The 13,626-nt window shown below is 38.6% G+C and carries 16 protein-coding genes; 11 read left to right on the forward strand and 5 right to left on the reverse strand.

Annotated features, from left to right (window positions below):
• Positions 1 to 15 precede the first annotated feature (15 nt).
• The gene (locus ACFX4G_RS11775) at positions 16 to 687 is read right to left on the reverse strand and encodes a glyoxalase (RefSeq protein WP_230184846.1); all 672 of its coding nucleotides are present in this window, start codon (positions 685 to 687) and stop codon (positions 16 to 18) included.
• 39 nt (positions 688 to 726) lie between these two features.
• Positions 727 to 1,128: a hypothetical protein gene (locus ACFX4G_RS11780; protein WP_028408992.1), complete on the reverse strand. Its 402-nt coding sequence runs from the start codon at positions 1,126 to 1,128 to the stop codon at positions 727 to 729.
• A 129-nt stretch (positions 1,129 to 1,257) separates the two neighbouring features.
• On the opposite strand from ACFX4G_RS11780, the gene ACFX4G_RS11785 reads away from it, so the two are divergent.
• Together ACFX4G_RS11785 and ACFX4G_RS11790 are read left to right on the forward strand one after the other, a co-directional pair.
• Positions 1,258 to 2,493, forward strand: a complete 1,236-nt coding sequence (locus ACFX4G_RS11785; RefSeq protein ID WP_230184847.1) for an MFS transporter — start codon at positions 1,258 to 1,260, stop codon at positions 2,491 to 2,493.
• 21 nt (positions 2,494 to 2,514) lie between these two features.
• Positions 2,515 to 2,820 carry a GNAT family N-acetyltransferase gene (locus ACFX4G_RS11790; RefSeq protein WP_230184848.1) on the forward strand — a complete coding sequence of 102 codons (306 nt, stop codon included), beginning with the start codon at positions 2,515 to 2,517 and terminating at the stop codon, positions 2,818 to 2,820.
• 109 nt (positions 2,821 to 2,929) lie between these two features.
• On the opposite strand, the gene ACFX4G_RS11795 is transcribed toward ACFX4G_RS11790, so the two are convergent.
• Entirely contained in the window at positions 2,930 to 3,841 is a 912-nt protein-coding gene (locus tag ACFX4G_RS11795; RefSeq protein ID WP_097825101.1) for a DMT family transporter, read from the reverse strand.
• A 167-nt stretch (positions 3,842 to 4,008) separates the two neighbouring features.
• The gene (locus ACFX4G_RS11800) at positions 4,009 to 4,155 is read right to left on the reverse strand and encodes a hypothetical protein (protein WP_013057506.1); all 147 of its coding nucleotides are present in this window, start codon (positions 4,153 to 4,155) and stop codon (positions 4,009 to 4,011) included.
• Positions 4,156 to 4,375: 220 nt separating this feature from the next.
• Here ACFX4G_RS11800 and ACFX4G_RS11805 point away from each other — a divergent pair, with 220 nt between their 5' ends.
• Both ACFX4G_RS11805 and ACFX4G_RS11810 read left to right on the forward strand, forming a co-directional pair.
• Entirely contained in the window at positions 4,376 to 5,266 is an 891-nt protein-coding gene (locus ACFX4G_RS11805; protein ID WP_377574790.1) for a LysR family transcriptional regulator, read from the forward strand.
• Between the two features lie 84 nt (positions 5,267 to 5,350).
• The gene (locus ACFX4G_RS11810; protein ID WP_377574793.1) at positions 5,351 to 6,523 is read left to right on the forward strand and encodes an iron-containing alcohol dehydrogenase; all 1,173 of its coding nucleotides are present in this window, start codon (positions 5,351 to 5,353) and stop codon (positions 6,521 to 6,523) included.
• 38 nt (positions 6,524 to 6,561) lie between these two features.
• Here ACFX4G_RS11810 and ACFX4G_RS11815 read toward each other — a convergent pair whose 3' ends face one another.
• A complete protein-coding gene (locus ACFX4G_RS11815; protein WP_377574796.1) occupies positions 6,562 to 6,894 on the reverse strand; it encodes a hypothetical protein in 333 nt (110 codons plus the stop codon).
• Between the two features lie 199 nt (positions 6,895 to 7,093).
• Here ACFX4G_RS11815 and ACFX4G_RS11820 point away from each other — a divergent pair, with 199 nt between their 5' ends.
• From ACFX4G_RS11820 to ACFX4G_RS11850, 7 genes are all read left to right on the forward strand, one after another.
• On the forward strand, positions 7,094 to 8,131 hold the full coding sequence (locus ACFX4G_RS11820) for an EAL domain-containing protein (RefSeq protein ID WP_230184850.1): 1,038 nt from the start codon (positions 7,094 to 7,096) through the stop codon (positions 8,129 to 8,131).
• A gap of 172 nt (positions 8,132 to 8,303) precedes the next feature.
• The gene (locus ACFX4G_RS11825) at positions 8,304 to 9,548 is read left to right on the forward strand and encodes a YeeE/YedE family protein (protein ID WP_098248237.1); all 1,245 of its coding nucleotides are present in this window, start codon (positions 8,304 to 8,306) and stop codon (positions 9,546 to 9,548) included.
• A gap of 302 nt (positions 9,549 to 9,850) precedes the next feature.
• The gene (locus tag ACFX4G_RS11830; RefSeq protein WP_377574800.1) at positions 9,851 to 10,957 is read left to right on the forward strand and encodes a CapA family protein; all 1,107 of its coding nucleotides are present in this window, start codon (positions 9,851 to 9,853) and stop codon (positions 10,955 to 10,957) included.
• A 92-nt stretch (positions 10,958 to 11,049) separates the two neighbouring features.
• The gene (locus ACFX4G_RS11835; RefSeq protein WP_097825097.1) at positions 11,050 to 11,235 is read left to right on the forward strand and encodes a DUF4083 family protein; all 186 of its coding nucleotides are present in this window, start codon (positions 11,050 to 11,052) and stop codon (positions 11,233 to 11,235) included.
• 100 nt (positions 11,236 to 11,335) lie between these two features.
• Positions 11,336 to 11,554: a hypothetical protein gene (locus ACFX4G_RS11840; protein WP_377574804.1), complete on the forward strand. Its 219-nt coding sequence runs from the start codon at positions 11,336 to 11,338 to the stop codon at positions 11,552 to 11,554.
• Positions 11,555 to 11,673: 119 nt separating this feature from the next.
• A complete protein-coding gene (locus ACFX4G_RS11845) occupies positions 11,674 to 12,159 on the forward strand; it encodes a GNAT family N-acetyltransferase (RefSeq protein ID WP_377574807.1) in 486 nt (161 codons plus the stop codon).
• Between the two features lie 126 nt (positions 12,160 to 12,285).
• Entirely contained in the window at positions 12,286 to 13,617 is a 1,332-nt protein-coding gene (locus tag ACFX4G_RS11850; protein WP_377574809.1) for a TIGR00366 family protein, read from the forward strand.
• The last annotated feature ends 9 nt before the right edge of the window (positions 13,618 to 13,626 follow it).

Genomic DNA, 13,626 nt, shown 5'->3' on the forward strand with positions numbered 1-13,626 from the left:
TTATTAAAAAAACAATCATTCTTGCGTAATCTTCAACATTCCTTCTCCGTCGAGCGCAAGCGTTAGAGAATGATTGACTTTTACCATTAATGGATGAACTTCAGAGTCTCGGTTCGAAAAAAACCACCTTCTTTTAGGCGTCCCTACAAGAAAAAACGCACTGCCGCTTCCTAAAAAGTTAAAGGTCTCGTTTAATAGCCTGTTGTTACGTACGGTGATACCGGAGTTAATAAGCTGTGTCCCTACAGAGTGGACATGAGGAGTTGTCAAGTTGATTTCTCCTATGCTTAAAAGCGACTTAGAAGAAAAGGGGTCCTTGGATAACGCGCAGTCCGAATGTCTTGAAATGTATTCAACAATATTATGAGCAGGGTCTTCAAAATAAAAGGAATGAGCATCAAATGCTTCAAAATAAATCTCATCTTTCTTCTCTTCTGTATTGAGGAAGACTCTCTGAGTAGCCCATTGCTTTGCTTCCATAAACCGGTTTGCTGGAACATTAAAAGCAAAATGGTAAAAGGGCTTTGTATGTAGAGAACTTTCTTTAAAGGTTAGCTCACTTTCACCAACCTTGATTGAAAAAGAACGCGGTGAAGCGGCGGTTAATGGAAAATCGAGAGAATTTACATAAAAATCCTTCATTGTGTCCAACAAGTGGGTGTACAGGACAGCTTGATTAATGATCATAAACCATTCCTCCTCGTTTAAGCGTTGTCTAAAATGGTATTACACAAATTTTTCGCTCTCTTTTTGATTACTGCTTTTCCAGTGAAGCTGAAAAGAGCCTTTATGCTCAGAGCCTACAAAATTAATACGATATCTCCTCGTTTTTTCAGGTGTTAAATAAAGAGAGTTATTAGTCATTTCAAAAAATCGTGTCTGTTTTGGATCTTCTACGTACAGGGACAGGTCTCCGCTTTTGGTATTTTTAGATAGCGTAAAAGCGTAGGTTACGCCTTTTTTGAGTTTAATGCTCCGGGAGTAGCGGCCCGTAAAGCTGTCGTATTCGCCAAAGAAAACCTCACTTCGTTCCTTTTTTATTTTGCCTCCTACAATTTGATTTTCCTGGCCGTTAAAGTTAATAAGTAAAAAAGCGATAAGAACAATAAGAAAACTATATTTAAACATAAAAACCTCCATCTACTAAATTATAGATAGTTTTGGATTTCGTCAAATAGTGTTATAGTTTAAAAGGGAAAAATTAACAAAAATAAATTATCTTTTTGCATGTTACGTCTAACAGAAAGGAGAAAAGAATTGACTCAGCGTTTTTATCTTTTAGCAGCAAGTCAAGTAACCGCAAATGTAGGTTTTGTTCTTTATACAATGGCTGTCACTTCCTATATAAAGGAAAACACCGGTTCAACAGCTCTTGCGTCGATGATTACGATGACGAGCTTACTTGCACGGCTCCTTAGCGGCCTTAGCGTACCTTTACTAGCCGATACGTATAAATCCATTCACATTATGCGGTCTGTTCAAGTGATGCAGATAGGGATGCTTGTTGGATTGTATGTGCTGCTTACACAAGAATTTACAGTCACAGTACTAACGATGGGTTTTATCATTGTTGGAATCATTTCTTTTTTTAACGGCTTTTTTTTCATTTTTAAAACGTCAGTTGTACGCAGCTTAGTAAATGATAGTCAAAGAATGCAGGCGAATAGCTTGCTTTCAACAATTGATCAAACTTTTCTGTTTGCAGGGTGGTCGCTTGGTGGTTTCGTTTTGTCCTTAACGGGATCCACTCAGTCTCTATTTATAACGGCAGGTCTTCTATCGATCTCATTTGTTTGCTTACTGTTTATAAAAGAAGCCCATACATATAAACAAACACAAAAGCGAAGAGCTGCAAAACTAATGGAAGGATGGCGCTTTTTATGGATACATAAACGCATCAGAGCCCTCGTTATAATGGACATCATCGAGTCGCTTTTTGGAACCATTTGGATTGGAGCTATTACTCTTTCTTTTGTGAAAGAAGTGCTTGAAAAAGGAGAAGCGTGGTGGGGATATATAAACGGTGCGTATTATTTTGGAAGCATAGTTGGAGGAATTATTGTGTACCGAATGTCTTCTATAGTAAAAGGAAGGCTTTTGCTTTTTATGTTCGCAGGCTCACTCGGTTATGCTGTTTTAACCGGTTTTTACGGTCTAGTAACGAACCCGTATCTAGCTTTAGTACTTTTGATAATGATGGGTCCTGCCTATCAGCTTCGAGATGTAGCTCAGGAAACCATTTATCAAAATACCTGCAGCAATGGGATGCTTTCTAAAGTAATAGCGGCAAAATCAACTCTTGTACAGTCTGTGTTTATACTTTCCATAGCATTTGTAGGGACAATAGCCGATCTGTTTGGGGTAAGGTTTGTATATCTATTTTCAAGCTTCATGCTACTTTTAACGGCTCTAATAGGCATGGCAGGATTAATGTATAACAAGCATTCTATCGAAATAGACAAGACATCTGCTGAACGGAGAGAAGGTATATGAGAATCATTAGGCTAATGTATCTTGTGGAGCATTTACAGTCAACACAACAAATTAATTGGCGTAGCCGGCCTTAATGAAAATCCTCACAGCCAGTATGCTAACGCTGGAAGAGTAAGGAGGTTTTATGTTTCAGCTCAATTGTGCAGAAAGGGTATAGGCAAGCGACTTTTAAAAGAAGTCATTCACTATGCAGAGAATTATTACGACAGCCTCGGATTCTATACGGATACGGACAAAGCGAAACTATTTTATGAACGAAACGGTTTTAAACGCGTATACAATCAGCATAAAATCACTCATGAATATAAACTAAAAAATGTTCATTAATCAAACTAACGGGCGTTTAATTCAATTAGGACATTAAAATAATATACGAATAACGCCCAGAAAAAATCTGAGCGTTATTAGCATGAATCAACCGAACCCGTTACTCTTGTTAGTTTGCTTTTTTAAGTTTAAGAGCTGTTTTAGGAGCAGGGCTTTTTTTGACAATATACAAACCGCTAAAAATAATAAGTCCTCCAAGCAGCTGCATAGCATTGATGGTCTCTCCAATAGTTACAGCAGCAAAAACAACGGCGAACAAAGGAATAACATACATGTAAACCATTACTTTTGTAGAACCAATTTTTCCAATTCCTACATACCACATCACCAGCCCGTACACTGTCACGAACAAAACAGAGTATGCCAGAGAGCTCCAGCTACCTATATCTGTTGGCCATACAAGTGTTTGATAGGTGAAAAGACAGTAGACAGTAAGCGGAATAGCGCCGATTAAAGCGGACCACGCAGTCACGCGCAAAGCAGAATATTTTACGACTAAAGGTTTTGCTAAAATCGGGTACCAGCCCCAAGCAATGGCTGCCACAATCCCCATGATGTTTCCGAACCATGCAAGCTGCGACAGCGCATGACTAGAGTGACCAAACAGCAGTACAAACGCAGCCCCAAAAAAAGCAAGCACAGAGCCTAGCTGTGTTTTTAACGAAAAAGCTTCATGCTTATATAATATAGCTAGGATTCCTGTGAAAATAGGAGACATCGAAATAAGTAAAGAAGCATTTGTAGCTGTCGTATACTTAACAGATACCATAAACAGCGTTTGATAGAGCGTAACCCCTACTATACTGACCGCTATTAAGCGTCCCCAGTCTTTTTTTTCGATCCGAATGCCTCGCTCTATTATTCCTGTAATAAGTAAAAGAATAGGAGCAACCATTATAAAACGCAGTGCGCTAAATTGAATGGAAGACATATGAGCAACTCCAAATTTTCCGATTGCATAATTGGCTCCCCAAATTAACGCCACGGATAATAATATCCATTCCAGCCAGCCTTTTTTCATGTAATCACCTCGAGTAAGTATAGAAACTAAATAAGTGCGAATATCCTTAGTTACAAAGTATACAGGAAGAAATTATGTAAAAGGCCAGCCAATTCAGCTATTTTTATCTCATCCACTTGTTTTTAATACAAATAAAAAAGCAGCTGCATTAGCTGCGTTCATGATTGTTATCCACATTGTTCTATCTCATCTAATCGCACAAGTTCGACTTTAAAAGCATGATCAATCGGTCGGATTTCACAGTATCCTGAATCATATACGTGAATCAGTACAAAGCGTTTTCCTTTATATAACACTTCTTTGTAGGCTGTCATGAGATACACCCTTTCTTTTCATAGGTTTGTTTTTCATCCTATGAACAAAAAACGGCGTAATTGCCTAATATAAAAAGAATTTTTAAGGTTGATAAAATTGCTTGGCAAAACGAGTTCGCTTATACTGTACTGTGATTCTATTTACGTATAAGTTCTAATTACTAGAACAGCTTTAAAATATGGACAACGAAACCAAACAGCAGTACATAAGGAGCAGCACATGGATATTAATTATTTATATACATTTAAAGAAGTAGCGAAGTGGGGGAGCTATACACGAACGGGCGAGGAGTTAGGGTATGCTCAGTCAAGCGTTACCACTCATATAAAAAAATTAGAGGATCATTACGGTCAAAAACTATTTGAACGAACAGGACAAAAAATGAAGCTGACTCAGCCTGGTGAAGAATTGCTTTATTATGTGAATCAAGTAACCGAGTTATTAAATGAAGCAAAAGAGCGTCTTACTACGAACGAAGATGCTAGAGGAACCGTTTCAATAGGAACCGTGGAGTCGCTGGCCGCCTATTTTATTACACCGTATATTCGTGAATTAAAAAAACAGCACCCTTCTCTAAAGATTATGCTAGAAGCGGGTTTATGTCCAAATTTAACACAAGGAATTATTGACGGAAAGTATGATGTAGCCGTTTTGCTTGATCGCCTTCAAACATCTTCAAGTTTAGAAGTGATTCCTATTCGAAAAGAAAACATGGTTATGATTGCTTCGTCTTCTCATTCTTTTAGTAAAAGAAACAGCGTTCTAATGGAAGAGTTTGAGGGAGAGACCATTATTTTAACTGAGAGCGGCTGCCCTTATCGCACGCTTTTAGAAGAGATGATGCGCAGCAGCGGTATTCATATGCAATCGCTCATCTCGTTTAGCAGTCTTGAAGCGATTAAACAGTGCGTAGCGGATAATTTAGGTATTGCTCTTGTACCGGAAATAGCGGTAAAACAAGAGATGGAAAGTGGAAAACTGATTAAAGTCCCGTTTGACCACGAAGAATTTTATCTTTATTCACAGCTCATATTCAAAAAGAAAAAATGGCTGACGGCACCTATTCAACAATTTATTTCACTTGTTCAAGAAGGTTATCAAAAATATTGATAATAGATATAGAGAATCTTCAATAATGATGAAGTTGTTTTCGTGCTACACTTTTTATAAAACATGAAACTAGAGGTGTAGAACATGAATATATTTTTGCAGCACAATCCTACAAAATTATACTTTGGAAAAAATCAAATTACGAAGCTATCGCAAGAGCTTGCTTCTTATCATAAACAAGTAAACGTTCTGTTAGTATACGGAGGAGGAAGTATCAAACGAAATGGCGTATACGACGAAGTGAAAGCTGAACTTCAGTCTATTAACGCGGTTGTTCACGAGCTGTCTGGTGTAGAACCTAATCCTCGTTTGACTACGGTAGCTAAAGGCGTGGACATATGTAAAAAAGAAAACATTGATTTTCTTTTAGCTGTTGGGGGAGGAAGTGTAATCGATTGTACAAAAGCTATTGCAGCTGGAGCCGTGTATGAAGGAAATACATGGGATTTAATTACACGTAAAAAAGAGATTACAGATGCGCTTCCTTTTGGAACGGTATTAACACTTGCAGCAACTGGGTCTGAAATGAATTCAACTTCTGTTATAACAAATTGGGAAACAAAAGAAAAGCTCGGATGGACGTCTTCTCACGTATTTCCCGTCTTTTCTATTTTAGATCCGGCGTACACATTTTCAGTGCCGCGCGATCAAACCGTCTATGGAATTGTTGACAGTATGTCGCATGCGCTTGAACACTATTTGCATCGCACGGAAAATACGCCGATGATCGACGGCTTTATTGAATCTTTACTAAGAACGGCTATACAAGAAGGTCCTAAGCTTCTTAAAGATCTGACTTCTTATAAGTATCGTGAAACGATGATGTATATCAGCACGACGGCGTTTAACGGAAGCTTAGCAAACGGAACGGACGGGGGAGACTGGGCTACTCACCGTATCGAACATGCTCTGTCGGCCGTATATGATATTCCCCACGGAGGCGGTCTTGCTATCTTGTTCCCTAACTGGCTGGAGCACGTCTTAAAAGAAGACCCTTCCCGTGTAAAACAATTGGCTGTAAACGTATTTGGCATTGATCCAGCAGGAAAAAGCGATGAAGAAACAGCAATGGAAGGAGCAAAAGCGCTTCGCACTTTCTGGAATGACTTAGGAGCCCCGAACTGCTTGCGTGACTATGATATTGATGATCGTGAATTTGATGCGATTGTTGAAAAGACCTTTGTAAAACCAGGTGTTGGCACTTATAAAGAGCTTGACTATGCAAGCGTTCGAGATATTCTAGAAAGATCCAAATAAAAAAAGACGAGCTGCCTGCTCGTCTTTTTTATATGTACTCAATAATCCATTAGAAAATAAAGAAAAAGAAAAAAGCACAGCACAATGCATCCTGCTCCTACCGTTATTTCGGAAAAACCTTGAATAAACGTACTTTTAGGACTGCCTCCATCGTTTTGCAGATGAAATACACGTTTTCTTTTGCATTCATGTACGATTACCAACGAACCAAAAGCAACCGATAATAAGGTGAAGAGCGGCACCGCGATTAAAAACAGTTTAATAGAATACGCCCAGTACGATAGATACAGCATATAATACATTGCTCCGGTACTTAAGGCAAAGAGTATTAAAGAAAATAAAAACCACTTCGTAAACCGGTTTTTGCTCATGTATCGTTCACTTCCTTTTATCAAGTGCGTCTTATGATGTAGACAATAAAATACGTCTATCATTTTACCAAAACTTTTTGGTACATTCTATTTTAACGGGAAAATAGGGTTTGTAAGTTTCTTAAAAGTGGTATAGTTCCTAAGAACTATCCATGTATACATACAAAAAACTGATGATAAATGAGGAAGAAGATGAGCTATGGGGTGCGACGCGTGTCTGCCAATTAGGACAGGATATACGGTTTCTTTTCAGAAATCAAGCGATGTGAAGAAATTGGAAAAATACTTTAAAGATATTTCTCAAAGCCAATGGAAGACTCTTGGAGAAGATATGGTCTGGATGAGGGAAGATATTTTTTGGAGTTTTATGGATTATGTTCATCAGCATCTAGACCCTCGGCATGTGTGGGCTGTAGAAGCCAAGCAGCGGAGCCCGTTTGAAAACCTGCGGGGTATGGAGCCAATCACCGTTTTTCAAAAAATGAAAGATGCCTTGTGGATTGATGAGCTGATTGAAGACAAGCGAATTTGCTCATATTATCAGCCCATTGTATCGATTGATCACGAACGCGTGCATATCGTTGGCCACGAAATTTTATCAAGAGGATTAGAAGAAGACGGAAGTATTATACCGCCTTTTAAAATGTTTGAAGCTGCTCAAATAAGAAATAAAACCTTCGCTCTTGACCGAGCCTGCCGCTTAGAAGCTGTAAAAAATGCTAGTATTATTGATCGTCAGCTGATTTTTATTAACTTTATTCCTACAGCAATATATAATCCTGAGCATTGCTTGGCATCTACATTTGCGTTAATTCAAGAATTGAATATAAAACCCGAACAAATAGTGTTTGAAGTGATTGAAACCGAGGATGTTCAAGATATTGAGCATTTAAAAAACATTTTGAATTATTATCGTTCCCACGGATTTAAATATGCTTTAGATGACGTAGGGGTTGGTTATAACACGCTGAAGAGGCTTTTAGAAGTGGAGCCTGACGTGGTGAAGTTAGCATTTGAATTCACAAATGGAGTCAGTAAAAATAAGAAACAGAAAAAAGTGGCCCAAGAGATGTTAGCTATCACCCATAAAATGGGGGCAAAGGCTCTTGCGGAAGGAGTAGAGACAGAAGAAGATTTAAAATGCCTGATAGAGATGGGATATGATTTGTTTCAAGGGTATTATTTTGCAAAGCCTCATCCTACTCCGATAAAAGAGATTCATTCTATTTACGCTTAGCAGCGAAAAGCAGAAGAATAGAAACTTCTGCTTTTTGTATGACTAAAGGTAAGAATATTTAAAAAATAAACAATTCACTTTCATTTTGCTAAACAGTTTACAGAAGAAGGGAAGTGCTATAAGATGATAAATATTAATTCTTAGTATTTCTATCAGAAAAGGAGTGGATGATGTGTCGCAAACGTTGCACTCATCATATAAATCAAAGCCTACTACTGTTGTAACAGAATTAAGTCCTATGCAAAAGCCATTATTTGCAGGAGGGGTTATAGCAGCAGTTATTTTATTTCTTGCGATTGTGCTCACGACTAATTGGACGCAAGGTGTTTTATTTATTATCGGCCTAGCGTTAGGGATGACGCTTCTATACGCACGTTTTGGCTTTACATCAGCATTTCGCCGCCTTGTATCTGTCGGCAATGTTCAAGGCTTGCAAGCGCATATGCTTATGCTTGCAATTGCGTCAACATTGTTTGCTATTATTTTAAGTACAGGCTTTAGCTTTACAGGGGTAACGCCAAAAGGATATGTCTCACCTGTAGGAGTAAGCGTGATAGTTGGTTCGTTTATGTTTGGAATTGGCATGCAGTTAGGAAATGGATGTGCCTCAGGGACGCTGTATTCGTTAGGCGGAGGTTCTTCTTCTATGATTTTAACACTTTTAGCCTTTATTGTAGGTTCTATGTTTGGGGCGTATCATTTGCCATTTTGGCAAAAGCAACCTTCGCTTCCCCCTATCTCATTAGCTGAATCGACAGGTCTTGGTTATTTTGGAGCTTGGATTATACAGCTTATCGCGTTCGCAGCGATTTACTGGATTACGATTCAAATTGCTAAAAAGAAAAATCCGCCTATGATGAAACAGCTTCCTACTACAAAAGGGTGGAAAAAGATTATTCGAGGCTCTTGGCCTCTATTCACAGCAGCGATTGTGCTGGCAGTATTAAATGCATTGACGCTTGCTGTAAGAGGAAACCCTTGGGGAATCACTTCTGCTTTTGCATTATGGGGCGGAAAAGCCATGATGGCAGCCGGGATAGATGTATCGAGCTGGGGATTTTTCCAAGGTGCAAATGGAGAAGCGCTAACGCAAAGTGTGCTAGCAGACTCTACCAGCGTGTTAAACTTTGGGATTATACTAGGGGCCTTCATTTCAGCGACGGCGCAAGGGACGTTCAAACCAGGAAAGATTAAGCCCGGAGTTGCGGGAGCAGCTGTTGTTGGCGGCCTTTTAATGGGGTATGGTGCGCGTCTTGCTTTTGGCTGTAACATCGGCGCTTACTTTGGCGGCATTGCTTCATTTAGTCTTCATGGATGGGTATGGATGGTTATGGCGATGCTTGGCACAGGCTTAGCACTATTTATCCGACCGATATTTGGACTCAAAAACCCTAAATCTAATGATTCGATTTGTTAAGTTTAGATAAAACCTTCTTTGCATGAGCAAAGGAGGTTTTTTATTTTAGGTGATCTTTGAAAACCTCTATATTTTTGTAAATTCCTTGACGTTTATCAAAGATCATCAGTTTTCTTTATAGCGCTTGTATTAAAAAAACCTCTTGTTTTAACTCAAAAAGAAGATAGGAATTTCCTTTTTTTTATAAAAATTTCACTTATTTTGCCGATATAACAGGAAGATTGTATGTATTTGGCGAAATGTACATTAAACACCATGTCCAAACACAGTTATTAAAACGTAAAAAGGGGTTTTAACGTTACATGAATAAGTATTTAAAAAAAGCTGTTATTTATGGAAGTTTGTGTTTTTTACTAGGAGCGTGCGGAGGAGCAGGAGAACAAACATCTTCTGAACCGCAGAAAAAAGAAGAAGCTGTAAAATCTAAAGAAGAAGCGACAAAAAAAGAAAAAAAAGAGGGCATTAATACAACCATTAAAATTAGCGCAGCGGGAGATTTTACTTTAGGAAATGATGAAAGCTTCAGCTATGATTCTACTTTTAATGACGTAGCGGCAAGAAATGGCCTTCCATATTTTACGCAAAATGTAAAGTCGATTTTTGAACAAGATGATTTAACAACGGTTAATTTAGAAACGACGCTGACAAAGGCGACCGAAAAAGCAAGTAAAACATTTCGTTTTAAAGGTGATCCTTCTTTTGTGAATATTTTAAAACAAGGAAGTATTGAAACCGTTAACTTAGCTAATAATCATACACGTGATTATTTGCAGCAAGGATATGATGATACAAGAGAGAACTTAAAGAAAAGCGGAATAGGCTATTTTGGCTATGAAGATACATACATCACAACGGTAAAAGGAGTCAAAGTAGGATTGCTTGGATATCCGGGCTGGGATGACACCAAAGAAATAAGAAGCCAGATTAAAGACGGAATTAAGTCTTTAAAAGAAAAAGGAGCTAAAATTATCATTGTGCATTTCCACTGGGGGTCTGAACGACACTATATTCCTGATACAGCGCAGCAAGCATTGGCGAAATATACAATTGATAACGGAGCAGATTTAATTTTAGGTCATCATCCTCATGTTGTTCAAGGAATTGAAGAGTACAAAAATAAATTTATTGTCTATAGCTTAGGAAACTTTATGTTTGGCGGAAACAAAAATCCAAGTGATAAAGATACATTTGTATTTCAGCAGACATTTACGATTAAAGATGGAAAGCTAACGACGAATAAAGACATCAACGTCATTCCATTCCGTATTTCTTCCACAACAGCACGAAACGACTACCGACCTACGCCTTTAACAGGCCCGGAAAAGGATCGAGTAAAAAATAAACTGATTGATGTTTCCAATCAAATCAAACAGGAAAAGTGGACGGTTTATGATGAAGATAGTAAATGAAGCTCTCAGCACTGAGAGCTTTTTTTATAAAATAAAGCAATATACATCCAAATAAATGATACAATGTAAAAAAATAGATAAAAGGTGGAACTATGGTTAATATAGGTGATATTATTTTTCAAATTCTTATGCTGCTGATCCTTATAGGAGGAGCAGGAGTTATTATCGCATTTATTATAGGCTTAAAAAGGCTGATTCAAAAGCAAGGGGCAAATGAAAAAAGGCTTCAGAGAATGGAGCAAAAGTTAGATGATATGCTGAAAAATAAAGAGTCTTGACTATACAGAAGCACTGTTAACACATCAGTGCTTCTGCACTTGACAATTTATAAAAAAGCAGTAAGATATGTATACATCGTTTATATAGGGAGGAAGTTACATGGCAAAGTCAAAAACAAAAAAAATGCGTGATAAAATGACGCGTGAAGGAAAGCGAAATCCAGAATTAAACCGCAGCCTGTTTATATTTGCAGACATGGAAACGCGCAAAACCAAAACAAAGAAGGAAAAACTTCAGCATCAGCAAACAAAACATAAAAAACGATTATCAGACGGAGCGTACAGTACCGGAGATGATCGTTTTTTTGTTTGCATTTAATTTATCCACAAAATGAAAAAGAGCTGTTTCACTATCTATCTTTACTCTGCCCCAAACATTTTTACTGTAAACTTTCACAAAAAACCCTTATGATAGGAAAAGAAGGAGATGAACTAAGAATGCTTACGATTGAAAAAGTACCTAAAAGCCAAGCGGGCGTTTTGCAAAATTTGTATTCTCTTTATCTCCATGATTTATCTGCGTATACACCTTCTTTAGATATTCGCGAAGATGGAGCTTTTCATTTTGAAGAGCTGCCCCTGTTTTGGAAAGTAGAAGGCCTCTCGCCATACTTTATTAAAGCAGATGATAAGCTGATGGGTTTTTTTTTACTTCTTGAACAGCCCGCACTTCAGCAAGAAGCAGATTACTGCATCAATGATTTTTTTATCTTAAACAAATACCGAAAGCAGGGCATTGCTTCTGAAACGGTAAAAGACATTTTCTCTCATCGAAAAGGAACGTATATGATTATTGAGCTTGCAGGCAATAAGCGGGCTATTTCATTTTGGAAACATATTTATGAAAGCTTACATATTCCCTTTCAAGAAAAGAAAATTGAACTTGACGGAGAGCCAACTCTTATTCAAACGTTTAGTGTGTAAAACCCTTCTGGAAAGCAGAAGGGTTTTACATTAAACTAAATATTAACAATTTTCAACAAATTATGTATAATTAAAGATGCTTGTCGACATTTATTCACAGGAGCATTCCTGTAAAGGAGGAGTAAAATGAAAGCGTTATCTAATTTTTTTACGACGCTTGTGCAGCGTTTTTTACCTGATCCGTTTGTATTTGCTTTAATCCTGACGCTGATTTTATTTGTATCAGGTATTGTTTTTACTCCTCACGGGCCGATTGAAATGGTTCAGTTTTGGGGAAGTGGCTTTTGGAACCTTTTAGCATTTGCGATGCAAATGAGCTTAGTGCTTGTCACGGGACATGCGCTTGCCAGCTCGCCGCTTGTAAAGAAGTGGCTTGTGAACATAGCACTGTTAGCCAAAACTCCGGCACAAGGGGTAATTCTTGTCACGCTCGGCGCAGCTATGGCCTGTATGATTAACTGGGGGTTTGGCTTAATTGTAGGTGCGCTGTTTGCGAAAGAAGTAGCGAAACGCGTGCCGGGATCTGATTACCGGTTTTTAATTGCCTGTGCTTACATAGGGTTTTTAACATGGCACGGAGGCTTGTCGGGTTCGATTCCTCTTGTCGCTGCTACACCTGGAAACCCAATGGAAAAAACGGCTGGACTTATTCCGCTGTCAGACACGATTTTTACAGGGTACAACTTATTTATTACCCTCGGGTTATTAATTGTCCTTCCTATTATGACAAGACTGATGATGCCGACGGGAAAAGAAGTGGTAGAAATTGATCCAAGACTGTTGGCGGAAGATGAAATGGCTCCGGCTACAGTTGTTGAGACAACTTCTTCTAAGCCAACATTTGCTGTACGCATGGAGAACAGCAGGTTTTTAAGTCTGACGATTGCGTTTCTTGGGTATTCATATTTAATTTATTATTTTGCTACAAACGGTTTTAAAATGGATATTAACACAGTGAACTTATTGTTTTTTACAACGGGTATTTTACTTCACCGCACGCCTTTATCCTATATGAATGCCGTTTCTAATGCTGCGAAAGGAACCGCCGGGATTGTGATTCAGTTTCCATTCTACGCAGGTATTCAAGGCATGATGGAGCTATCGGGATTAGGCGGGAAGCTAACGAACGCATTTATCTCGATTTCAAATGAAACGACATTTCCGTTTCTTGCGTTTTTAAGTTCTGGCGTTGTGAACTTTTTTGTTCCGTCGGGAGGAGGACACTGGGTTGTACAAGGACCTTTTATTATGCCGGCAGCTGAACAGCTCGGCGTAGATCCGGGAGTCGCTGCGATGGCCATTGCCTACGGAGAAGCATGGATGAATATGGCGCAGCCGTTTTGGGCACTGCCCGCACTAGCTATCGCAGGGCTCGGAGCACGCGATATAATGGGCTACTGCGTGACGACCTTAATTGTATCAGGCTTTATTTTTGCTATAGGACTAACGTTTTTCTAATACGAAAAG

Source organism: Priestia sp. YIM B13486 (assembly GCF_042787865.1).
In the GTDB taxonomy this organism is placed as follows: Bacteria; Bacillota; Bacilli; order Bacillales; family Bacillaceae_H; genus Priestia; species Priestia megaterium.